The organism is Mesorhizobium sp. (genome assembly GCF_004963255.1).
Lineage (GTDB): Bacteria > Pseudomonadota > Alphaproteobacteria > Rhizobiales > Rhizobiaceae > Mesorhizobium.
In genome coordinates this window covers 22,797-46,033 of the sequence record NZ_SUGA01000003.1, presented here as the reverse complement: position 1 = coordinate 46,033, position 23,237 = coordinate 22,797, and the positions used below count along the sequence as shown (strand labels likewise).

At 65.8% G+C, this 23,237-nt stretch carries 20 protein-coding genes; 6 read left to right on the top strand and 14 right to left on the bottom strand.

Features of this window, described 5'->3' with window-relative positions:
- Positions 1–113: 113 nt before the first annotated feature.
- Positions 114–2,129 carry an amidase gene (locus E5X34_RS04930; protein WP_292561813.1) on the bottom strand — a complete coding sequence of 672 codons (2,016 nt, stop codon included), beginning with the start codon at positions 2,127–2,129 and terminating at the stop codon, positions 114–116.
- Between the two features lie 379 nt (positions 2,130–2,508).
- On the opposite strand from E5X34_RS04930, the gene E5X34_RS04925 reads away from it, so the two are divergent.
- On the top strand, positions 2,509–2,610 hold the full coding sequence (locus tag E5X34_RS04925) for a putative RiPP precursor (protein WP_112130457.1): 102 nt from the start codon (positions 2,509–2,511) through the stop codon (positions 2,608–2,610).
- Positions 2,611–2,751: 141 nt separating this feature from the next.
- Here the strand turns inward: E5X34_RS04925 and E5X34_RS04920 are convergent, their stop codons facing one another.
- Complete coding sequence (locus E5X34_RS04920) at positions 2,752–3,939, bottom strand: hypothetical protein (protein ID WP_292561809.1); 1,188 nt, start codon at positions 3,937–3,939, stop codon at positions 2,752–2,754.
- On the bottom strand, positions 3,929–4,060 hold the full coding sequence (locus E5X34_RS04915) for a hypothetical protein (protein ID WP_292561806.1): 132 nt from the start codon (positions 4,058–4,060) through the stop codon (positions 3,929–3,931). Before E5X34_RS04915 ends, E5X34_RS04920 begins: the two co-directional genes overlap by 11 nt.
- Positions 4,061–4,355: 295 nt before the next feature.
- Between E5X34_RS04915 and E5X34_RS04910 the strand changes: the two genes are divergently transcribed.
- Positions 4,356–4,445, top strand: coding sequence for a lasso RiPP family leader peptide-containing protein (locus E5X34_RS04910; RefSeq protein ID WP_292561802.1), 90 nt, complete (start codon positions 4,356–4,358; stop codon positions 4,443–4,445).
- A 49-nt stretch (positions 4,446–4,494) separates the two neighbouring features.
- Positions 4,495–4,584 (top strand): putative RiPP precursor, encoded by a 90-nt coding sequence (locus tag E5X34_RS04905; protein WP_292561799.1) that lies wholly within the window; start codon positions 4,495–4,497, stop codon positions 4,582–4,584.
- 58 nt (positions 4,585–4,642) lie between these two features.
- Here the strand turns inward: E5X34_RS04905 and E5X34_RS04900 are convergent, their stop codons facing one another.
- From E5X34_RS04900 to E5X34_RS04885, 4 genes are all read right to left on the bottom strand, one after another.
- Complete coding sequence (locus tag E5X34_RS04900) at positions 4,643–5,416, bottom strand: exodeoxyribonuclease III (RefSeq protein WP_292561796.1); 774 nt, start codon at positions 5,414–5,416, stop codon at positions 4,643–4,645.
- A 153-nt stretch (positions 5,417–5,569) separates the two neighbouring features.
- The gene (locus tag E5X34_RS04895) at positions 5,570–6,205 is read right to left on the bottom strand and encodes an alpha/beta family hydrolase (RefSeq protein WP_292561793.1); all 636 of its coding nucleotides are present in this window, start codon (positions 6,203–6,205) and stop codon (positions 5,570–5,572) included.
- Positions 6,206–6,415: 210 nt separating this feature from the next.
- Entirely contained in the window at positions 6,416–7,510 is a 1,095-nt protein-coding gene (locus E5X34_RS04890; protein WP_292561790.1) for a tetratricopeptide repeat protein, read from the bottom strand.
- 11 nt (positions 7,511–7,521) lie between these two features.
- A complete protein-coding gene (locus tag E5X34_RS04885) occupies positions 7,522–8,430 on the bottom strand; it encodes a Ku protein (RefSeq protein WP_292561787.1) in 909 nt (302 codons plus the stop codon).
- A gap of 382 nt (positions 8,431–8,812) precedes the next feature.
- On the opposite strand from E5X34_RS04885, the gene E5X34_RS04880 reads away from it, so the two are divergent.
- Positions 8,813–10,000 carry a Fic family protein gene (locus tag E5X34_RS04880; RefSeq protein ID WP_292561784.1) on the top strand — a complete coding sequence of 396 codons (1,188 nt, stop codon included), beginning with the start codon at positions 8,813–8,815 and terminating at the stop codon, positions 9,998–10,000.
- A gap of 2 nt (positions 10,001–10,002) precedes the next feature.
- Here E5X34_RS04880 and ligD read toward each other — a convergent pair whose 3' ends face one another.
- The 5 genes from ligD to E5X34_RS04855 all read right to left on the bottom strand — a co-directional run bounded on the left by ligD (position 10,003) and on the right by E5X34_RS04855 (position 16,779).
- The gene (ligD, locus tag E5X34_RS04875; protein ID WP_292561781.1) at positions 10,003–12,495 is read right to left on the bottom strand and encodes a DNA ligase D; all 2,493 of its coding nucleotides are present in this window, start codon (positions 12,493–12,495) and stop codon (positions 10,003–10,005) included.
- Positions 12,496–12,733: 238 nt separating this feature from the next.
- Positions 12,734–12,958, bottom strand: a complete 225-nt coding sequence (locus tag E5X34_RS04870; protein ID WP_292561778.1) for a hypothetical protein — start codon at positions 12,956–12,958, stop codon at positions 12,734–12,736.
- 96 nt (positions 12,959–13,054) lie between these two features.
- A complete protein-coding gene (locus E5X34_RS04865; RefSeq protein ID WP_292561775.1) occupies positions 13,055–14,284 on the bottom strand; it encodes a GNAT family N-acetyltransferase in 1,230 nt (409 codons plus the stop codon).
- A 9-nt stretch (positions 14,285–14,293) separates the two neighbouring features.
- Positions 14,294–15,601 (bottom strand): hypothetical protein, encoded by a 1,308-nt coding sequence (locus E5X34_RS04860; protein WP_292561772.1) that lies wholly within the window; start codon positions 15,599–15,601, stop codon positions 14,294–14,296.
- Entirely contained in the window at positions 15,598–16,779 is a 1,182-nt protein-coding gene (locus tag E5X34_RS04855) for a glycosyltransferase family 4 protein (RefSeq protein ID WP_292561769.1), read from the bottom strand. Before E5X34_RS04855 ends, E5X34_RS04860 begins: the two co-directional genes overlap by 4 nt.
- A 356-nt stretch (positions 16,780–17,135) precedes the next feature.
- On the opposite strand from E5X34_RS04855, the gene E5X34_RS04850 reads away from it, so the two are divergent.
- Both E5X34_RS04850 and E5X34_RS04845 read left to right on the top strand, forming a co-directional pair.
- Positions 17,136–18,323 (top strand): DUF1972 domain-containing protein, encoded by a 1,188-nt coding sequence (locus E5X34_RS04850; protein WP_292561766.1) that lies wholly within the window; start codon positions 17,136–17,138, stop codon positions 18,321–18,323.
- Positions 18,324–18,348: 25 nt separating this feature from the next.
- A complete protein-coding gene (locus E5X34_RS04845; RefSeq protein WP_292562367.1) occupies positions 18,349–19,614 on the top strand; it encodes a cellulase family glycosylhydrolase in 1,266 nt (421 codons plus the stop codon).
- Between the two features lie 69 nt (positions 19,615–19,683).
- Here the strand turns inward: E5X34_RS04845 and E5X34_RS04840 are convergent, their stop codons facing one another.
- Both E5X34_RS04840 and E5X34_RS04835 read right to left on the bottom strand, forming a co-directional pair.
- Positions 19,684–20,940: a VpsF family polysaccharide biosynthesis protein gene (locus E5X34_RS04840; protein ID WP_292562365.1), complete on the bottom strand. Its 1,257-nt coding sequence runs from the start codon at positions 20,938–20,940 to the stop codon at positions 19,684–19,686.
- Positions 20,941–20,995: 55 nt separating this feature from the next.
- Positions 20,996–23,104: a Wzz/FepE/Etk N-terminal domain-containing protein gene (locus E5X34_RS04835; RefSeq protein ID WP_292561763.1), complete on the bottom strand. Its 2,109-nt coding sequence runs from the start codon at positions 23,102–23,104 to the stop codon at positions 20,996–20,998.
- Between the last annotated feature and the right edge of the window lie 133 nt (positions 23,105–23,237).

Here is a 23,237-nt window from a genome sequence, read left to right as displayed (position 1 = left end):
GATGAGGGGTGTTCCAGGGAACACCCACCCCTCACTCCGCTGGAACACCCCTCATCCGTCTCGGCGCTATCGCGCCGATCCACCTTCTCCCACAAGGGGAGAAGGAGGAGGCACTACTCAATCCCGCCCGTCACGGCATATGCCCCAGCAGCGCGCCCGTCCGGCGACTTCACAACGGCCGTGACGATCGAGCCATATGAACCCCGCCACACACTGTGGAAACCTTGATGCGTCGCGGCGGGCACCACGATCCGGCCGGTGTGGCGGTTCCCGCCGGCCTGCATGATCACCGGCTCGCCGTTGACGTCGACTTTAACGTCTACTTCCGGCTCCGCCGGCTCGATCTCCAGCGCGATCGTGATCTCGTCAGTATCACCAGCGTGGGCCGTTTCGGCAGTCAGCTTCAGGGTAAACGGCGCATCGCCAACGCCCCTCCTCACACCGCTGCCCGCCGCGAACACATCGTCGGCCAGCGCCGGCGTGCGCGGCGGGGCGGTGCGGCGGCGCGTGGCGCGCTCATAGTCGCCGGCGATCATCAGCAGCGCCGTGTCGTCATAGGCCTTGCCGGCGAAGGTCAGGCCCACCGGCATGCCGATATCGGCCATGGCGCCCATCGGCACCGTCACCGTCGGGATGCCCAGATGCCGCCAGACGAGATTGCCATTGGCGACCCAGGTGCCGTTGCGCCAGGCGAGCCGGGCGGAAGCCTCGTTCACGTCGGCATCGGCCGGCCCGACATCGGCCACCGCCGGCAGCACCACGGCATCGAGGCGGTTGGCATCGAGCCAGTCCTCGAAGTCGACGCGGCGCGTTGCCTCGAGGCCTTTCAGGCCTTCCCCGATTGTTGGGATATCTTCCAGTCGCGCCACGCCCCGCTTCGCCCGCTCGACATACTGCGCCAGATCGAGATCGGCCTCGCCGTATCGGTCGCGCAACGCGCCCGGCGGCTGCGGGAAGATCTTTGCGCCGTCGACCGAAGCAAGATCGGGGATGGCCGGGTCGGCATTGGCGCGCAGGAAATCGTCCCACGACCAGATCGACAGATCCCAGATCTCGCGTTCGGCGAATTCCGGCGGCACCAGCCCGCGCTCGACCATGGAGCGCGCGCCGGGACGATCGCGCTCGTAATTGGAGACGACGGGGAAATCGACCTCGACCACTTCCGCGCCGAGTCTTTGCAGATCGACCGCCGCCCGACGCCAGAGCTCCAGCACCGAAGCGCGGGTCTCGATCGGCCTGTCGGCGCCCTCGTCCTTGCCGATATACATTTTGGGCACGCCGAGCCGCTTGCCCTTGAGCGCGCCTTGCAGCGGGAGGGCGGTGTAGCTCGCCGGCCGCAGCGCCGAGGCTTTCGGGATATCCACCCAGGGCTGCACACGCCAGAAATCGCCGCGCGCCTCGGCATCGTCGGCGACGATCACGTCGAGCAGTTCCAGCATGTCGGCGACGCTGCGCGTATGCGGCACCACCACATCCATGGTCGGCACCAGGGGCCAGTTGCCGCGCACCGAGATCACGCCGCGCGAGGGCGTGTAGGCGGTGAGCGCGTTGTTGGACGCCGGCGCGCGCCCGGACGACCAGGTTTCCTCGCCAAGCCCGAAAGCGGCGAAGGACGCGGCGGTCGCGGTGCCTGAGCCGTTGGACGAACCGGAGGCGAAGGCAGCGGTGAGGAAATCCTTGTTATACGGGCTTTCGGCGCGGCCATAGACGCCGCGCTGCATGCCGCCATTGGCCATCGGCGGCATGTTGGTGAGGCCGATCAGCACCGCGCCGGCGGCGCGCAGCCGCGCGATGGTGAAGGCGTCCTCCGTGGCGACGAGATGCTCGAAGGCGGGCGAACCCGCGGCGACCGTCAGGCCCTTCACCTTGTAACTATCCTTGGCGGTGTAGGGGATGCCGTCGAGCGGTCCGAGCGTCTTGCCCGCGCGGCGGCGCCGGTCGGACGCTTCCGCCTCCTCGAACATCTTGGGATTGAGGACGGGCACGGCGTTGAGCGTGACGCCGTGACGGTCGTAATGGGCGATGCGCCTGAGAAAGGCCGCAACCAGCTCGACGCTGGTGACAGTGCCGTCCTCCAGCGCGCCGCGCAGGTCGGCGATCGAGGCTTCGACGAGATGGAGGGTGGGCATGGCGCGTACCTTGGACTTGGCGGCCGGAACCGATCGAGGGCCGCGTTCCTTCACACCCCCCTCTGCCCTGCCGGGCATCTCCCACGCAAGGGGAGATTGATGTCACGATCGCTTTCGCCAATTTCCGGGCCGGGATGTAAGCCGGCGCATGCTGCTGACCCCCTGCGGGGGAGACGGCCGAGCTTTGCCAAGATTAAGTGCGGGACATCATCGAGGCGAAGATGTGGCTCGATGGAGGACCTTTCGGACCCTGCCAGCCCACGACTGTGCGCGGAAAGCCACATTTCCCAAGAATAGCTGGACCGGTTGGAAGGCGCATTGGTTGACAGCACAGGATGTTATGGGATCATCCGGCAGGGATTTCGCAGGAGAGCTTGGCATGAAGAAAGTCTACGAGAAGCCCACTTTGGTTCTTAGAGGCAGGCTTGGGGCGATCACCGCCGCGAATGCGCCGGTGGTGTTGTCCAACCCGCCGCAATAATGCAAGGCATCCGCCGAAGCAGGAGCAATCATTCCTAGGCGTGATGGAATTCCAGAACGGCGTGCGGCCGCTTCCGGCCCCATTGCCGGGACAAAATGCCGATGGCAGTCCGCCGAACCTGCCAAAAAGTGTCCACGCCGCTCAGCGCGCCAGCACCAGATCGTCCAGCACGAGCTGCCAGTAGTGCCTGGTGGAGACGCGCACGCGCGTCACAGCCTTCAGCATGGGCGCGTAGTGAACCGGCGCCAATGCCGATAGCACCACCTCATCGCTGGCGACGAGTTCGTCGCCCAGCCAGCTTTCAATCAGCGCCACCTCGCCTTCCGATCTCAGCCAGGCGGCGGTCAACATGACCGAATGAAAGCCGAAGGGTGTGCTGCCGCCGAACTCGGCTGGGTGGCCGCTGCTGGTATAGGCTGCGTGGTTGCCGCTGATGCTGCCGTTGAGATAGCCTTCGCTCTCCTTGACGTAGTTTCTAGCGATGGCGTTGATGTTGCGCCACTCCAGGCCGGCATGGCCGGAAGGCACTTTCTTGAAGTCGAGCGATGTGACGTCGTCAAACCCGATCCGCGACAGCACGGCCTCGTCGGCGATTGCGTCCGGCCTCAGTTCGCCGAGGTCGGTCGGATAGGGAGACAGCGCCAGGCGCCGCCCGATATCCGGGCCCGAAATCTCCAGTGTGTCAGCCACGTCCGGGAGGTCGAATTGGAAGCTGCCTGCCGCAAGCGGCATGGTCTGCAGCAGTTCGCCCTTGCCCATCAACTTCAATGTCGCCTGCGCCGATGCCGGGACCCTACCGCGCAGGCTCCGCCCCGGGATCAACCCGACAAGTCCAGGCAGATCCTCTCCCACCAGGCCGGCGGGAGAACCCGGCAGTTCGACCAGCCGCAACATCTGGCTCTCGTTGCCCGTGCTGACGCGCCAGCCCTTGGGGACGGACACCGAAAACCGGTAGAGTCCAGGCGCGCGGAGGCTTGCCCACCGCTTTCTGGTCGACATGAGGAAGTTGGCGAAGCCGGAGCTGTTGCTGGTGGCCGAGGTGATGAACGCGCCCTTGTCGTCGAACACCCGCACGACAATGCCGCCCATCGGCCGGTCGACGTCGCCGAACCTGCCGTCGCCGTCGACATCCATGAAGACGAAGGACGAGTAGTTCAACGCGTGGTCGCTTGCCGACCAATTGGCGCGAGCCCGATAATCGTGCGCGGGATCGGCGCTGCGGCGCAGCTTGCGCCGCTTGCGGCGCCGGCGTAGTGCGAGCGCAATGAGCGCGATGGCCCCCGCAACCACGAGAGCCGAGACGAAAAGGACAAGAGCGTCAGCAGCCACAGGCGCCGCGCCCTTGGCCGCGCAACCGATTGGCGGCGCCGCTGTCCCGCAGCTTGCCGAAACAGGTAACGCCGGCGATCAGTGTCGCCAGCGCCGGCAGCCTGTCAGTCGGTCTCTTCATCTGGCTCCCCCGCGCCTCTCGCCGTCCGATGGCGGCAGGCGGCCAACATCCTAGCCGAGCCTTCCGCCGTGGCTAGTTGCCGGACATCACAGAGAGGCGATAAATGTGCCTCGATAGATCCTCCCGGCGATATATCCCGAACTCGGCTCCAGCCGCCGCGACCATCACACTATTGGGCGGCGGTTGCTTCAGTAGAACGCTGTCCCCAGAAACAGAACGGCCCGTCCTGGCCGCTTACTTGACAGGAACTCGTCGTATGAGATTATCGGACGGGATTTTCGAGGAGAGCAATCGCATGAAGAAGACTTACGAGAAGCCTGTTTTGGTTCGCAAGGGCAAGCTTTCAGCGGTTGTGGCGGGTTCGCCGCCCGTCTTGCCGGGTTGATGCTGAAATCCTCGGTGCTTCTGCAGCATAAACTGACGAGGAATGCATAATGAAGAAGACCTACGGAAAGCCGATTGTCGTCCGCAAGGGCAAGCTTTCTGCGATGGTGGCGGGTTCGCCGCCGCCTACGCCCGTATAAGCGAGCCACCAGAACCTGATTCTTAACAATCCCCGCCATGGCGGGGATTTCTGTTTTCTCACCCCAGTTCCACCCAGACCGGCGCATGGTCGCTGGGGTTTTCCCCGCCCCGCACCTCGCGGTCGATGCCCGCCGCTTTCAGCTTTCGCGCCAGCTTCTTCGACAGCAAGATGTGGTCGAGCCTGAGTCCCGCGTCGCGCGGCCAGCGGTTCCGGCGGTAGTCCCAGAAGGTGTAGAGTCTCTCTTCCCTTGGAAAGACCTTGCGAAGCGCGTCGGTCCAGCCCTGGTCGATCAGCGCGGCGAAGGCGGCGCGGCTTTCAGGCTGCACCAGCGCGTTGTCGTCATAGGAGCGGGTCTCATAGATGTCGCGCGATTCGGGCACGATGTTGAAATCGCCGGCGAGCGCCACCGGCAGGCCGGTGTCAAGGAGATCGGCCGCGTGCGCCGCGAAGCGCTCATGCCAGGCGAGCTTGTAGTCGAATTTCGGGCCCGGCCGCGGATTGCCGTTCGGCGCATAGAGGCAGGCGATGACGACGCCGTCGACCGCGGCCTCGATGTAGCGAGCCTGGCGGTCGGCGTCGTCGCCGGGCAGCGCGTCGCGCGTCAGCACCGGCTCGGCGCCGCGCGCGAGGATCGCCACGCCGTTCCAGGTCGGCTCGCCTCTCCACACCGCGCCATAGCCGGCGTGCGCAAGCCTCGTCAGCGGGAACTGCGTGTCGCGGGATTTCAGCTCCTGCAGGCAGACGACATCGGGTTTTGCGCGCGCCAGCCAGGCGAGCAGGTTTTCAAGACGATTGTTGATGTTATTGATGTTGAAGGTGGCAAGTTTCATCAAGTCTGCCGATATTCAGGTGATGCCGGCCTGCAAATGGCGGCTTCCTGCGCTTCCGGTGCTCACGTACTTTAAGTACGCTCCGCTCCGGTTCTCGAAAACCACCCTTTTCGGCTCGGCCTGACCTGAATCTCGGCAGACTTGGCGGCGCAGTCAGCCCGCCATTCGGATTTTGATCGTCTCTGCCACGGTCTTCAGATGATCCCCGGTCGAAAAACCCGAGATCGCCTTGCGTGGCTTGAGGTCGTGGTCGCCGTCCTCCAGCCAGACCACCTCAATTGCGTCGGAGAGTCCGTAAGTCGCGACTTCGTCCTTGGTGCCGAACTCGTCGCGCGTGCCCTGGAAAATCAGCGTGGGCGTCTTCAGGTCAAGGAGATGCTTTGTCCGCAACTGCTCCGGCTTGCCTGGCGGATGGAACGGGTAGCCGAGGCAGACGAGACCAGCGATCTCGCCTTTTTCAAACATCTCGTCGGCGACCATCGAGGCGACGCGGCCGCCCATCGACTTGCCGCCGATGATGAGCTTGCCGGTCACGCCTTTGGCGCGAAGATCGGCGATTGCCTTCACATATTCCGGGTTGACCGTCTCGGCGCGCGGCGGCGGCTTGCGGTGGCCGTAGCGGCGCGCCGCCATATAGTGGAACTCGAAGCGCGCGACCTGGAAGCCGGCCGTGCTGAGCGCCTTGGCGGTGGCGGTCATCGAAGGCGAGTCCATCGACGCGCCGGCGCCATGTGCGAGCAGGATAGTGACGGGAGCGGTGTCGAAGCCATCGAAGAGGAAGGTGGTCATGTGTGCGCCAACCTCTCCTTCTCCCCTTGTGGGAGAAGGTGGCCGAGCGAAGCTCGGACGGATGAGGGGTGCTCCAGCTTGGCGGGCACGCCCGTCAATATCCTTACTTGCGACAAGATCACCAGCGCCTCATTTCTTCCAACACCCCTCATCCGTCTCGGCGCTGGCGCGCCGATCCACCTTCTCCCACAAGGGGAGAAGGAGAGGCGCTCACCCCGCCGTGCGCGCCATGTGCAAATCCACGAACTGGATTCCTTTTTGCGCAGTCCGCGCCCATTCGGACTCCGCGTCCAGTTCCAGGTACCGCGCCCACAGCCGGCGGGCCTCGGCCAGATTGCCCGCATCGAATTCCAGCCGCGCCAGGTTGAACACCGGGTCGGCATAGGTCTTATCCAGCACGATCGCCTTCTGCAGATGGCGCCTTGCCGACGCCACCTTGCCCTCGTCGCTCATCAGACCGGCGAGGTTGAACCAGGCTTCCACAAAGCCCGGATCGAGCTTTATCGCGCGGGCATAATCGTGCGCTGCTTCGGCGATCCGGCCGGCGCCGCGCAAGCAGTTGGCGCGGTTGAAGGCGGCGATGGCGTCCTTCGGATCGATCGCCAGGCAGCGCTGGTAGAGGGCTGCCGCATCGTCGTGCCGCCCCTCCTCTTCCGCCATCTCCGCCTCGGCGAACAGCTCTTCCAGCGTGTCGTCTTCCGGCGAGCCGAGGTCGAACAGCAACTGGCCGTCGAGTTCGCTCGTCCCATCGTCTAGATAGATCGCGTCCGGCCGGCCGTGCTGCGAGCCGAGATTGAGCGATTTGGCGGTGAGCGAGGCGATCGGGCCGGAGCGATGGACCGAGCGCGCGATCGCGCCCCAGCTGGCGCCGCTGGCGATCAGCCCGGCATATTTCTTGGCCAGGATCAGGTCGCGGAAGGAATAGGGCTCGCCGTCATGCTCGAAAGCATCGAACAGCGAGAGCATGTCGAGATCGTCGCCGGCTAGCCGCGACTGGTCGATCAGCGATTGCCTGGAGAGCGACGAGACGTCGGGCGCCTTCATCAGCCCGAGCAGACGCAGGAAGCCGTTCTCGCTGGAGAGCGGGCGGCCGGCTTCGCGTTCGGCCTTGGCGCGGCGCTCGATCTCGGCATCGCCGGATTTCGCCTTGCCGAGAAGCGCTCGGCCGAACACGACATGGCTGGTGCGGCGGGTTACGCCGCGCCTCAGCTCCGCATGGCGGCGCTCGACCTCGCGCGCGGCGAGCCGCAACGGAAAGGCGGCCAGCGCGCCGACGACGCCGAAGACGGCGCCGGGAACGATCACCGGCCCTCCCGTCACTTCTTGCTCTTGCCGACGGCCTTCAACAGGTTCGCCTTCAGCGGGTTCTCAGCCGCCCCGCCGGCAGCCGTCTTCCTGGCGGGCTTTGCGGGCGCTTCCTCGGCCTTGCTCTTCGACTTGGCCGGCGGCTTGGCCTGCTGCGACAGGCTGGCCTTCAGCGCATCCATCAGGTTGATGACGTTGCCGCGCTCGGGCGCCGCCGCGATGATCGGCTTGTGGCCCTTCAGCTTCTCGCGGATCATCGCCATCAGCGCCACTTCATAGCGATCCTCGTAGTTCTTCGGGTCGAAGTGGGTTTGCTTCTGCTTGATCAGCGCCATGGCAAGCTCCAGCATTTCCGGATCGGGCTTGCCGGCCGGGATGTTGCCGAAATATTCAGCCGTGCCGCGCACTTCGTTGGGGTTCCTCAAGGTGCAGACGAACATGCCGTTCTCGCGCGCGCCGATCGTCACCACGCGCTCGCGGCTGGAGAGCACCAGCCGCGCAATCGCCAGCTTGCCGGATTTGCGCATGGCTTCGCGCAGCACCGCGAAAGTCTCCTCCGCCATGGCGCCGTCGGGCGCGAGATAATAGGGGGAGTCCTGATAGATGACATCGACCTCGCCCTCGTCGACGAAGGCTTCGATGTTCATCGTGTGATTGGATTCGATCCTCACCGCGTCGAGATCGGCATCATCGATGATGATGTACTGCTTGTCCTCATATTCGTAGCCGCGCACAAGGTCCGAGCGCTCGACCAGGCCGAGCTCGGGATCGACCGGCTTCATGTTGATGCGGTTGTGCGTCTTCTTGTGCAGCTGATTGAACGAGATGCGCTCGCTCGCGCTGGTGGCCGGGTAAAGCCGGACCGGACAGCTGACGAGGCTGAGCTTGAGGTAACCTTTCCAACTTGCCCTGGGCGCCATGATGAACTCCTACGCGGCCATGCACTGACACTATGTTGGAGCATGGTCTTGTCGCGATCATGCTCTTGCAGCGCTTCGTCCGTAGGACGATTGGCGCTCTGGAAATCCTACACCGACCCCTCACCCTACAGCCGAATTCCTAGCGAAGTGTTTTTCGGGCCTGCCGCGAGGTTGGGACCAGAATAGTTTAAATTGTAGGAAGCGTCGATGGAGGTAGGCTACGGCGAAGTCGCCGAGCCTAACCGTTCACATTTTTCGTGGCATTGCGCTTATAGCGAGATCGGCCAAAAGATCGGCCAATTTCCATATTCAGTTTAAAAAAACCTCTTATGATTATACGGTTATAGGATTTCCAGATCGGCCAGAATTAGGAACCGAGTCGATGGAAGAAAGCGTACAACGAATAGAGCCGGCCCGTTTGGTGGACGTGCCCGAGACGATTTCGGACGCCGTGGCAGAGCTTTCGGCGGCATCCGCGACTTTGGGCAATAGCCTCCATCCTCTCACGGCCGCGAACCTTGCCGATCTCGTACGCCTTATGAACACCTATTACAGCAATCTCATAGAGGGTCACGACACGCGCCCTCGCGACATAGAGCGCGCGCTGGCTGGCAATTTTGAAAAGAATGAGGAGCGGCGCAATCTGCAAATCGAAGCCGCCGCCCATGTCAGGTTGCAGGCCGAGATAGACCGGCTAGCCGCGAGAAGTGAATTGCCCGAGCCGGCGTCTTGCGACTTCATCTTGTGGCTGCACCAGGAATTCTATCGCGACGCGGAGGAACCGGCGCTGCGCATCAAGGGTATGGGGCGTGAGTTTCTGATGACGCCGGGAGAGTGGCGATCATCACCCGAGCATGATGTTGCCGTCGGCAGGCACCAGCCACCGTCGAGCACCCGCGTCGGCGATTTCATGCGCCACTTCGAAACGCGCTATCGCTTTGCTAGGCTTGGCAAGGCGGGCAGGATACTGGCCATTCCAGCCGCCCACCATCGTTTCAACTTCATCCATCCCTTTCCAGACGGAAACGGCAGGGTAAGCCGCCTGATGAGTCATGCAATGGCTCATGAAGCCGGCATTGCCGCGCATGGATTGTGGTCGATCTCGCGCGGACTGGCGCGCGGATTGGAGAGCCGAAACGACTACAAGGCCATGATGGATCATGCCGACATGCCGCGCCAAGGCGATCTCGACGGCAGAGGAAATCTGTCGCAGCGAGCACTGGAGGAATTCACACTGTGGTTCCTGCGAATATGCATCGACCAGGTAAGCTTCATGTCCGGGCTTTTGGATCTCACCACGCTGGCAAAACGTCTTCGTGCCTATGTTGGAAGGCAGGAGATCAAACCAGAGGCCGGACGTCTGCTGGAGGAGGCGCTGATGCGCGGCGAATTCGAGCGAGGCGAAATATCCCGCATCACCGGACTGCCGGAGCGAACCGCCCGGCGAGTGTTCAACGATGTGTCGTCGCTTGGTCTGCTGGCGTCTCAAACGCCGAAGGGGCCCGTGTCCCTGCGCTTCCCTGTGGACGCACTAGACATGCTCTTTCCAAGACTTTTCCCGGAAACCTGAAGCTATCCCACTACCGGCAGATCCCTGGCCGCCTCATCGATCTCCGCCCAGGGATCGCCCGAGGTCTCCAGCAGGCCCGGCAGCGAGGCGTAGTTCAGGTCCTCCGGCGCGTCGATCGTCTCGAGGTCGGTCCAGTTCACCGGCGTCGAGGCCGGCAGGTTGGTGCGGGCGCGCAGCGAATAGGGAGCGGCGGAGGTGTGGCCGCGGGCGTTGCGGTGGAAGTCGATGAAGATGCGCTTCTTGCGGTTCTCCTTGCCCATGGTGGTGGTGAAGGTGTCGGGCGCGCTTGCCGCGAGCAAGGTGGAAATGGCGCTGCTCGCCTGGTGCAGTTTCTTCCAGTTCTGCTTTCTGGTCACCGGCACGGTGATGTGGATGCCCTTGCCGCCGGAGGTCTTGACGAAGGGCACCAGGCCGAGGCTTTCCAGCCCGCCCTTGATGTGGACCGCCGCCTCCACGACCTCGCGCCACGAGATCCCCTCGCCCGGGTCGAGGTCGAAGACGATCTGGTCCGGCCTGTCGAGCCTCTGACGGTGCGTGCCCCAGGTGTGGAACTCGACGACCCCGAATTGCGCCAGCGCCAGATAGCCCTTGGCATCCTCGACCGAGAGATAGGTTTTCGTCTCGCCTTCGGAATTGACGCTCTCGAACACCGCCACCGAAGGCGGCATGCCGGTGAAGGCGTGGCGCTGGAAGAAGCAGTCCTGCGGCTTGCCAGTCGGACAGCGCACCAGCGACACCGGGCGGCCGATGATGTGCGGCAGCATGAAATCGCCGACCAGCGCGTAATAGACGGCGATGTCGAGTTTTGTCGGGCCGGTCTTGCCGAACAGCCGCCGCTCCGGATTGGTGACCCAGATGGTGGCAAGGTCGGATTCGGCGATCAGCCGCTTGCGCTTGACCGGCGCCGGCGTGGTGAGCCCGCCGACATCACGCAAGCCGCGAAAGACGCCGTGGCGGATCGCATTGTCGGCGGTGCGGTTCGAATAGCGCACGCGTGCCGACAGCAGCGGCTTCACCCAATGCATCTCGCGCATGATCTCGCGCGGCACGCCTTCGGGCGGCGTGGCGCCAGCGGTCAGCCGCTCCAGCCGGGCGAGCAGATCCCGCGCCATGTCGCTATCGAAGCCGGTGCCGACCTTGCCGCGATAGTGCAGTTCGCCATCGACGAATTCTGCCATGCCCAGCGCCGCCAGCCCTTCGGCCCGATCGGACACGGTATAGCCGGCGATGACGAATTCGTCCGTCTTTTGCGCCTTCACCTTGGTCCAGCTCTTGGTGCGGCCGCTCATGTAGATGGCGTCGGCGCGCTTGGAGACGACGCCTTCGAGCCCCAGCTCCGAGGCCTGATCGTAAAGACCCTGCCCGTCGCCCTCGACATGGTCGCTGTACTGGATGGCGGCATTGGCGGCCTGGCCGGCGAGCAGCTCGGCAAGCAGCGCCTTGCGCTCTATGAGCGGCGCCTTGCGCAGATCCCAGCCGTCGAGATGCAAAAGGTCGAAGGCATAGAAATGCAGCTTTGAACCTGCGCCTTCGGCGAGCGCGTCCTGCAGCAGCGCGAAGCGAGAGATGCCCTTGTCATCGAGCACCATGATCTCGCCGTCGATGATCGCCTGGGCGACCGGCAGGCGCGAAAAGGCCTGCGGGAGATCGCCATAGCGCTTGGTCCAGTCGATGCCGCCGCGGGTGATCAGCCGCACCTCGCCATCCACCACATGCGCCATGGTGCGGTAACCGTCGAATTTGATCTCGTGCAGCCACAGCTCGCCGGTCTTCTCCGCCGGCCCCTCGCCGCCCGGCGGCTTCGGCACCTGGGTGGCAAGCTGCGGCTCGATGCGGCTCGGCGGCGCGGCCTTGACCGCGCCGGGCAGCGCGCCCGGTTTCAGCGAACCCGGCTTCGGAGGCAGACGTTCCCGCTTCCTCGGCGGCGCCGCCAGTTCCTCGATCCGGCGGCCGGACTTCACGCTTTCGGGCCGCTCGCTCAGGATGTCGCGTTTCGCATCGGCAGCGAGGTCGCGCTCCTTGAACAGCAGCCAGTTCTTCTTGTTCTCGTCCTCGCCGGGCCTGGGCTTCAGGCGCGTCAGCATCCAGCCGCCATTCAGCTTCTCGCCGGCCAGCCGGAACTTGAAGGCGCCGCTGCCCAGGCTTTTGTCGACGTCCTCCATCGGCGCCCAGGTGCCGGTGTCCCAGACGATCATCGGCCCGCCGCCATATTCGCCCTCGGGGATGACGCCCTCGAAGTCGATATATTCGATCGGGTGGTCCTCGGTCTCGACGGCAAGCCGCTTGTCGGCCGGGTTGAGCGACGGCCCGCGCGGGACAGCCCAGCTCTTCAACACGCCGCCGATTTCGAGGCGCAGGTCGTAATGGTCGGCGGTGGCGTGGTGCTTGTGAACGACGAAGCGGTTGGAGCCCTCGGTGGGAAGGCTGCCGGCGGGCTCGGGGGTGCGAGAGAATTCGCGCTTGGCGCGATAGGGTTTGAGGTTGGCGGGCGGCATGGGTTAGCGCATGGTGGCCAAAGACAAACGCCTCGTTCCTTCGCGCCCCCCTCTGTCCTGTCGGACATCTTCCCCACTTGGGGGGAGATCAGACGTCGCGACGGCTTTCGCCAATTTTCGACGCTGCAAGAGAAGTGCGATCGGCGGAACTGCCAATCTCCCCCCTTGTGGGGGAGATGGCCGGCAGGCCAGAGGGGGGCGCTGTCCCGCCAGCCTCTCAGTCATCATCCCCGAATGCTCAATCGTCAACCGCCGGCGTCAGTTCCAGCTCCGCCGGGGTCAGCCCCTGCTTCAGCTGGCTCAGCCGGAACTCGTCGACCCAATAGGCCTCGCCGTCGACCAGCACGCGGGCGCTGTAGGTGCCTCCGGAAAAGCGCTGCGCGGTGACATAGACCTTGTGGCGCTCGAGCGCGGATTTCACCGCGGCGCGGCGGGACTTTTCTCTGGCGACGGGACTGGCCATGGCCTCACTCGAACACGCTGCCGCCGAAGAATGCGGCTGCCATAAGCATGGCGGAGAGCGGAATGTGAGTCAATTTGGCCAGCGCAGGCCGCCCACTCACCGCCCCGCCCGCAGCCGCCGCCAGCGCTGCATGAAGTCCTGCGCGAGCTTGAACAGCCGCGGGTTGTCACGCACGAGGGCAACGCCCCGGCCGCGGTAGTTGATGGCGCCGCTCGCGGCCAGGCCTTTCAGCGTGATGCCGTAGCAAAGTTCGGACAGAACCGACTTCACCGCGCCCATATGCTCCTTGTAGCTCTGGTTGCCGACCGACAGGTCGAAATAGTCGAAGCCCTGCCCGCGGCCCCAGCGGATCAACTCGCCCATGATGCACAGCCCGGGCGAAACGTTGGGCACCGCGGCCTGGTCGATCGCGACCAGCAGCGCATGCAGTGTGCCGAGATGGACCGCAAGGTACTGGACCGCGACCATGACGTCGCCGGCGCGCAGGCCGAAGACGCGTACCGAACCGTCCTTCAGACCGCGCTGCGCCGCGCTTCGGTAGAAATCGACGACCGGCGGCCGCGCCAGGAGATCGAACCGGCCCAGTTCGCGAAAACGGCTGAGCCGCATTTCGACCAGCTTGCCGAAAATCGAGTCCACCAACGCCGGCGTGTCGGCTTCCACCAACGCCAGGCCACCATTGCGGTCCAGCCGGCGCAGGTCCTTGTTGAGGGCCTTGACGAAGGACGGACGGCAGATGCGCTTGACGACGGTCTCGGCGTCGCCATCCATGGCGATGCCGTAGCGGGAATGGATGGAATCGCGCGCCGGCGAAAGCAGCGCCAGGGGATTGGCGACGCCGCCGATCTCCTTCGGGATACCGGTGATGTGGATGCGGTCCGCCCGCGGCAGCACCGAAAGCACCGCCGCCCAGGCGGCCTCGGCGGACTGCGTTGTCCAGGGCGCGGCGTCGGCGAGCAAGGGTGCCGCGTAGTCGCAGACCCCGCAGCTCAGCCATTCGATCACCCAATGGCCGAACGCGCGGCGCCGCATGAGCGGCACAAGCATGACCGGTTCGCCCGTCGCGGCGTTCCGCAATTCGACGATGGCAAGTTCGGCTTTTGGGGGCATGAGCCGCTCCACGATCCCCTCTGCCCAGGCGAAATGCTGATGGCCGGTGCACACGCCGGTCGTCTCGAGACGCAGCCAGAGCGGCTTGGCCGTTTCGAGGCTGGTGTGCAACTGCGCCACGTAAGCGGTGCCAGTGGCGCCGGCGGCGTGCGGCGCGGCCTCGCCGTCGGCCAGGCCGGTCGTCATCGCGGCCATCGGCATTGCCTGGCTTGCCACATCATTCTCCTATCGTCTCTGCACGGCGAGCGTCGCCGCGCGGCGCCAGGCGCCGACCATGGTGGGGCGCTGCTCGTTGGGGTGCTTGAGGTTCCACATGCGGTTGGCCGTGAAATACCATGAGGCCACCAGCACGAAGGTCTCCGACACCGCGGCGCCGGCCAGCGCCCAGGTCGACGGCGCGACGGCCAGCAGGATGCCGATCGTCGCCAGCCCGACGATCGCGCCGGCCATGGTGATGAAGGCGACGATGCGGAAATCGCCCAGAATCTCAAGGACCACGCGCGGCATCACATAGGCCATGATCGGTACGAAGTTGGCGATGGCGAAAACTCCGATCAGGCCGACCGAGGCATGCTGCAGAGCCTGCGACTTGATCATCGGCAGGATGAACAGGACGCCGCAGCCATAGGCCAGGCTGCCGCAACCCATGACGAGCGCCCAGATCTTGGCCTGCGTCCAGACGCGGTCGAACTCCTTGTTGCGCACCAGCTTCGCAAGTTCCGGCTGCAGCATGTTCGAGAAGGCAAGGCTGGAGATGCGCAGCGGCGCGAACAGCACCAGCACCGCCGCCAGTGGGGCGTAGGCGGCAGGCCCGGCGATACCCGCGACCAGCAGCGCCAGGGATTGCCCCTGGATGTTGGTGGTGGTGGCGCTGAATCCCGACCAGCAGAGCTGCGGCCAGAGCTTTGCATAGCGCCGCCAGGTCGGCGCGCGAAACGAGACGCGCAGCCTGCGGCGCGCCAGTCTCACCAGCACCGCGATGCCGACGATATTGGCCGCGGCAAGCGCATAGAAGGTGGTCTGAAGCGCGTTCGCAATGAACCAGACCGCCGCTGCCGCCAGCACGATGCCCGCGATCGTGAATGCGGCGTCGCTGATGGAGACGACGAGTTGCATGCGGCGCGCGAAGAATGCCGTGCGCATATGGCTGCGCAGCGACCAGGCGCAGACGAAGCAGGCGGCGCCGATGCCGCTCGGGTCGCCGAGGAGGCGCATCAGCAGCCCCGTGCCCAGCCCCATCAGCAGCGCCACCACAAGCGCGGCCGATCCGAAGGTCATGTCATAGGCGTCGACGCCGGCGCTGTTGGTGCTCTTGCCCATCCATATGGCGGCCGGAACGGCGGTGAGCGAGCGGATATAGGACAGACCGACGCCGCCCATCACCATGGCCATCGCGAAGAGGCCGTAACCTTCGGCCGACAGAAGATGCAGCAACGCGATGTTGAGGGCGAAATGGAAGCCGCTCTGCATCGCCTCGCCGCCGATCATCAGCATGAGGCGCCGCACCAGATGGGCCGGGAAGGTGAACTTCACGGGCTCGTCTCCGCCTCGCGGGCGACGCCCGCCCGCCCCCGTCGCGGCGCGGCCTTCAGCTTGTCGGCCACGATCGCCACGATCGCGGCGGCGGCGATATGCTCGCTGAAGAGCGTCTCGTAGCGCGCCCGGCCGGCGGCGGCGAAGCCGCGCCAGAGCTCCGGCCGCTGGATGATCTCACTGAGCTTGCCGGCAAGGGCCTTGGCATCCCCCGGCGGCACATGCCAGCCGGTCTCGCCGTCGGCCACCACTTCCACCAGTCCGCCGATCGCCGACACCAGCGGCGGCCTGCCCCAGCCCATCGCCTCGATGGCGACGCGGCCGAGCGATTCCGGGCGGCGCGACGGCACCGCCACGATGTCGGTCCAGCGATAGTGGTTGGTGGGGTCGGAGACGAAGGGCAGCACCTCGACATGTCCGGTCAGCCCCATGCGACCGACCAGTTCGGCGAGCGCCTGCTCGCGCTCGACGCTTTCGAAGGCGCCGCCGACGAGGCGGACCTCGACGCGATTGCGCAACCCAGCGGGAAGCGAGGCGACCGCTTCGAGCAGCACCTCCTGCCCCTTGATGCGGTTGACCCGGCCAAGCAGCAGGACCCTGAGCGGGCGGCTGCCGTCATAGGTCACCGGCAGGGCGGCCCGCGGTCCGGCGACGCCGTTATAGACGACATGCGTGCGCCGCCCCCTGGCATCGAGGGCCGGCGGATCGCCGAACGTGGCGCGGGTGGCGCGCGAGTTGAAGATGAGGTCCGCACGGCTCCAGCGCATCAGGGCGACAAGCACCTTGCGCAATATGCCCTCGGGGATCTCGTGGATGTGCAGCAGCGCCTTGCGCGGCAAAAGCCGCGCGGCCAGCGCATAGTCGGCGATGATCGAGGTGTTGATATAGGTCAGGTCGCTGCCCCGCATGCGGCGCCAGGCGCGCCAGAGCGCCGCGGGCAGCCGCGCCATCTCGACGGTGGCGAGCCTGAGCATCGCCTGCCGCCTGAGCACCCAGAGCGGCTCGAACACGATGCGGCTGGCATGCGGCGCGAGGATCTCGACGATAGGCCCCTTGCGCGGCAGCACGACCTCGATCTCGGCGGCCGGAAACGCGGCGCGCAGCGCAGCCACGCTCTCGGCGAAGCTGCGGTCCGAACCATAGAGCTCGTAGCCCTGATGAACGCAGGCAATGCGCATCACTCTCTTTCCACCTGCACCTCGAGTCCGCTCGGCACCGGGCCCTTCAAGCGCGGAAGAAACTTCATGCCAAATCCGCACGCCGCTCCACCCAGCGGTGGCCACTGCAGGCCCGGGAGCAAGGATCGTGCCGGCTTCCTGATTGCCCTGCTGCGACCCTGGTACCTGAGCGTGCCCCGTATCGACACAGATACGTCGCGAAGGTTGACCGATAATGAAGCAAGCCCCGCGTTCTGAAGAGAAATTTTACACCTTCATGCGAGTATCCACCCTGGGGGTACCCCTGGCACGGAAGTTGCTGGGCGGTCATTGACATAGCAACAACCATGACCGGACCCCGGGGGAATCCTTTTATTTTGAAACCGGAACGATCTTCCAACCCGATCGAGAAGCCTTCGATCCTGATCCTGGGGACACGCGGCATTCCGGCTTCCCACGGCGGCTTCGAGACTTTCGCCGAGCGGCTGGCGCTTTTCCTGGCCGGACGCGGCTGGAGGGTCGGCGTCTATTGCCAGAAGGAAGTCGAGCACGTCCGCCAAAGGGTGATGAGCGAGACCTGGCGCGGCATCGAGCTCATCACCATCGAGGTCGCCTCGAGGGGTCCGCGGGCGACGCTGGAATTCGACTGGCAATGCGTGCTCGACGCCGCCAGGCGCCCGGGCGTGTGCCTGGTGCTCGGCTATAATGGCGCGGTGTTCCTGACCTGGCTCAGGCTCATGCGGCGCAGGGTCATCACCAACATGGACGGCATCGAGTGGCGGCGGCCGAAATGGGGGCCGGCGGCGCGCGCCTGGTTCTGGCTCAACGAATGGATCGGCGCCTGGCTCTCGCACCGTCTCATCGCCGACCACCCGGCGATCGCCGACCACCTGGCGACCCGGCGGCCGCGCAGCGCCATCGCCACCATCGCCTACGGGGCCGACCCGGTGACCTCGGCGCCGGAGGAACCCGTTCGCGCGCTCGGGCTCGAGCCCGGCAAATACCTGGTCTCTATCGCGCGTATCGAGCCCGACAACAACATCCTGCCGATCATCGAAGCCTTCCGCCGCCGCGATCGCGGCGACATGAAGCTGGTGGTGCTGGGCACGCTCAACGACGAGATCCCCTATCACCGCGCGGTGCGCGAGGCGGCGGGCTCCGTGGTGATCATGCCGGGCGCGATCTACGACCAGGCGACCGTGAAGGCGCTGCGCTACCATGCGCGCGCCTATATGCACGGCCACACTGTGGGCGGCACCAACCCCTCGCTGGTCGAGGCGCTGGGCGCCGGCAACATGGTGATCGCGCATGACAACCGCTACAATCGCTGGGTCGCCGGCGAGGCGGCGATCTATTTCAACGACACCGACAGCCTGAGCGCACGGATCGACGCGGCGCTGGCCGACGACGCGCTGGTGGTGCGCTGCAGCAAGGCGGCGCGGGCACGCGCCCGCGAGGCCTTCCGCTGGGAAGACGTGCTCACCGCCTATGAGAAGGAAGCGCTGCGGCAGCTCGGCGGCGCCACCGCCGCGCCGGCGCAAGCCGACCGGGCCAAGCACGCATGACTGGGGCACGCATGACTGGGCACGCATGACCGGCTGGTCTCGCCGCCGTCTGCTCGGCGCGGCGCTGGTCGCGGCCACGGTGCCGCTGGCGGTCCCGCCGCTCGTATCTAAAGCGCGCGCCGCCGGCGAATGGCCTTTCAAGCGCGGCGTCAACGCCTGGCCGTGGTTTGCGCTGACACGCGAATTCCCCGCGCCCCGCACCGACTATGACTGGCCGCCCTTCCAGTCGCAGCGGCCCGTGCCGACGCCGGCTGACCTCGCCCGGCTGCGCGCCAGCGGGCTCGACTTCATCCGCCTGCCTGTCGATCCGGGCCCGTTCCTGGCCGCCGATGCGGGCCGGCGCGCCGACCTCATGGCGATGCTCAGCGCGGCGGTCGAAGCGGCTCTAGCCGCCGATCTCGGCGTCATCGTCAACGTGCAGGCCAATGGCGCCACCCATTACTGGAATCCCGAGCGCATGGTTTCCAGCACCGGCGCGCCGGAATTCGCCCGCTACCGGGCCTTCGTCGCCGACGTGGCGAGCATGCTCAAGGACATGGCGCCCGGCAGGGTCGCGCTGGAACCGGTCAATGAGCCGCCCCAGGACTGTTCCTCCGAGGTGTGGCCCAAGGTGCAGGCGGCGCTGCTGACCGCCGCGCGGGGCTCGGCGAAAGACCTGCCGATCGTCGTCACCGGCGGCTGCGGCTCGATGGTGCGGGGCCTCACCGCGCTCGATCCGGCGCCGCTAGGGGAATTCGAGCCGATCCTGTTCACCTTCCACTTCTACGAGCCCTATCTGTTCAGCCATCAGGGCGCGCCATGGATGCGCGAGCCGGTCTACCGCGCGCTGAACAACGTGCCGTGGCCGGCCTCGGCCGGCACATTGGAACAGACGCTGGCCTCGGTCAGGGCAAGGATGGCTGAGGATACGGAGAGGTCCGACGAAGCCAAGAAGGCCGCCTATGCCGAGACCGAGAAGGTGCTGAAGGTCTATTTCGACGCGCAGCCCGATCGCGGCTACATCGACGGCTATCTCGCGCAGGTGAGCGACTGGGCGGACGGCCACGGCATCGCGCCCGCCCGCATCATCATGGGCGAGTTCGGCGCGCTGCGCACCGACGCCCGCTACACCGCCGCGCCCAATCCCGACCGCGCCCGCTACATCGCCGATGTTCGGCAGAGCGCCGAAGCCGCCGGTTTTCCCTGGGCGTTCTGGGACCTGTTCGACGGCATGGGCATGATGGACGACATAACCCGCGCGCTCGATCCCGCCATGGTCGAGGCGCTGGGGCTGAGGATGCCGCCAACTTGATTTGTTGAGTCATCAAACCGCGCTAAGGCTTTGGTTTTACGCAACAGCATGCCGAAAGCCGGTGTTTCGTCAGGACATTTTGCTTTCGGCCCGCGCCGGCCTGTACAGCGCCAGGGCGATCACCACGAATTTGGTCATCAGCGTCGTCTTGGAGGCGATGCTTTCGGAGGTGTTGAGCAGGATGAGCCAGCCCAGCATCGGCAGCCAGATGCCCGGATGGCAGCGGCGCGCGACCTCGTGCATGAACAGCGCGAAACCGAAGAAGATCAGAAGCGTGAAGAACGCGCCCTGATAGAGGGTCAGGCGCAGGATCGGATTCTCGATGCCCTGCTCCAGGCCGGTGATGCGGCGCATGCTTTCGAGCAGGTCGACATCGGGGCCGACGATCAGGTCGCGCAGCTCCAGATGCCTGAAGAGATCGAACATCTCGACGCGGGCATTGGCGCTGCCGCTGTCCGAGACGAAACGTTGGAGCAGCGCGTCGAAGAAGCCGTAATAGCCGGCGAGCGCGATCGCCAGCGGCAGCAGCGCGGCAAGCATGATCACCAGCGCGGCGCCCAGAAGGTTGACGCGCCCGGTCCTGAGCTGCGCCAGGCCCTGGATAAGCATGTAGGCGCCGCCGAGCAGGATCGTCAGCACCATGCCCGAGCGGCCGCCGAAGGCGACCAGCGCGCAGAACTGCAGCCCGACAAGCGCCAGCCCGAGCGGCGTCGACAGGGAGCGCGAACCCGACAGCAGCGACAGCACATAGATCGAGGTGACCGTGGCATTGGAGAGCGGATGCCCCTGCAGCGCGGTGGAGCGCAGATCATTGACGAACACGGCGCCGTCGAACCTGTAGGGGAACACCAGATGCTTGGTGCCGAACTCGAACAGCGCCATCAGCGCGTTCACCGTCATCACGGCATGGATGACGATCCGCAGCTGGGCAAAGGTCTTCTCGTCGTCCTCGCTCAGCAGCAGCACGACCAGCGCCGGGGCGACGAACGTGTCGATCATGCCGGCCATGCCGGGGCGCTGCCTGAGGATGACGACGAAGAGAAGCACCGTCGAGATCACCGCCATCAGCATCGTTGCCGGCCGCTTGTTGGTGACATGGACAACATAGCCGACCGGATTGCCGAAGGTGCAGGCGCGCCAGACGAAGACGAGCACGAAGAGATAGGTGGACGGGTGGATCTTGCTCAGCGGGCTGCCCTGCAGGCCATCGTAATTGTAGCCGGCCAGCCACAGCATGCCGCCCGAGATGGAAAACAGAAGCAGCACCGCCACGGTGATGCCAAGACGGGTCAGCGTGTCGACCGGAACAGTGCGCGGGCCCGCCATGCCGTAGCCCGGCACCGGGACAGGTCGGGCGGAACCAGCCAGGATCGAGGCCATGTCAGGCCGCCTCGTCGACCAGCATGGCGCCGGTCGGCAACCGTCCCATGACCGAGACTGCTTCCGAGGTCGAGGCGACATCGCGCATCGGCGTCGCGTTCAGCCTGGCGACGAGCAGGATCTCGTCGGCCATGGCGACCAGCGGCAGGACGTTGAGGTCGTCCGCCAGCGCGCCGCCGTCGATCACGACGAGCTCGAAACTGTGGTTGGCCTCCGCCAGCATGCGGTGGGCGAAATAGAGCGCCTGCGCTTCCTGGAACACCGCTGCCGGCCTGCCCCTGCCGATCAGCGCCACCGACGAGCCGGGCGCATAGCGGCTGACCGCTTCGAGAGGATATTCGCCGCGCAGCACGTCGAGCACGCCAGGCTGCGGGTCCTTCTGGCCCTTGCCGGCATTGATGTCGATGAACAGCACGCGCCGCCCCCTGGCCGCCGCCGCATTGGCGAGCTGCCAAGCAACCCTCGAGCGCTGCGCCTTGTCCTCGGGCGGCGACGCCACCAGGATCGAAGGCACAAGCGGCCAGTCGGTCGGACGCCTCGTGGCGGCGGCGATGCGTTGCAGCGCGAGCCCGGCCACGGCGTCGGTCTTCTGCGCCACGCCGCCCGCGCGGCCGAAGCGGCGGCGTCCCCTGCCCGGCAGCACGCCCAGCACCGGCGCCTCGATGGCAGACTGCATCTGGTTGGCGGAAAGCACGGTTGGCGAAAGATATTCGGCGATCAGCGCCATGCCGACGCCCAACGCCAGCCCGCCGAACACGGCGCCAAACACAAGCAGCCCCTTCGGCGGCCAGCTCTTCTTCAGCGCCGGCATGGCTTCGGAGATGATGCGGGCGTTGGTGCTGTCGACATTGGTCTGCTCGCGCGTTTCCTGGGCGCGCTGCAGGTAGTTGGCATAGACGGTGCGCACGGCGTCGAGGTCGCGCTGCAATTCGCGCAGACGCACCGAAGCCTGGTCGGTATTGAGCGATTTCGACTTGAGCGCCGCGACCTTGGCCTGCAGCGCCTGCTGGTTGGCCAGGGAGCGCTCATAGTCGGTCTCCGCCGCGGTGACGATGCGGCCGAGCTCGCGCTGGATCAGCACGCGCAGGTCGCGCAGCTGCTGCTGGGCGGCGATCATCGAGGGGTGGCGCGGCCCGAGCCCGGTGCCGAGCTGCGCGATCTGGTCGACCAGCGCCGCTTCCTGCGCCCTGAGGCTCGAGATCGTCGAGGAGCGCGTGGCTTCCGAGGTCGCGTCCGGCGCGCCGCCCTGCCTGCGCAACTGATCGACCTGCGCCTTCAGCTGCTGGGTGCGCGCCTGCGCGGCGGTCAGCTCGGCATTGAGCCCGGTCAGTTCCTGGTCGCTCACCAGATTGCCCTGGGCCATCACCATGTTGTGCTGCGAGCGGTAGGCCTCGACCGCGTTCTCGGCCTGCTCGACGCGCTTGCGTTGTTCGTCGAGCCGCGCGGTGATCGCCTCGGAGGCCTTGGCCGCCTTCTCCTTGCGCGCGTCGGCCTGGTCGGCAAGGTAGGCGTTGGCGATGGCGTTGGCGATGTCCGACGCCTTCTGCGGGCTCTTGGCGGTGATGATGATGTTGAGCACCAGCACCTTGTCGTCGCGCTTCACAGCGAGGACACGGCGCAGCGAATCCAGCGTGGTCGCCGTCCTGTCGCTGCCGCTGTCGCCGAAGAGCATGCCCATCCAGCGGCCGAGACCGCCCTGCCCGTTGAATTCCGGATCCTCGGTGAGGTTGGTGGCCTTGATCGCGCGCAGCAGCACGCCGTTCGACTGCGCGACGCTGACCTGGCTCTCGACCTGGGTGATGCCGCCATCGGGCGAAATGCGGCTCGGATTGACGTCGTTGGTGACGACCTGGAGGTCCTCGGGATCGACGATGATCTGCGCCGTCGAGGAGTAGAGCGCCGGCGTCAGCATGGTGTAGACGAGCGTCACCGCGGTGAGCAGCGCGGTGACGGCGAGGATCAGGAAGCGGCGCCGCAACAGGATGCGGCGGAGATCGCCAAGCTCGACCGTGGCGGAAGCTGGCGCCGGTGCGGGCGCGTAATAGGCCGGCGCCGGCGCGACAGCCTCCGGAGCGTTCTGCTGAGGCACCATGAGCAGGGGTGGTTGCAAAGGTCGCTCCGACAACGCTCCATCGGCCGGCAAGACGAGAAATGCGGCGTTGGCCTAGCTATTCCCGGCAACGATTAAAACACTGTTAATTATGTTCATAAATTGGGACTGCCCTGGCACGAAGTTTGCACCA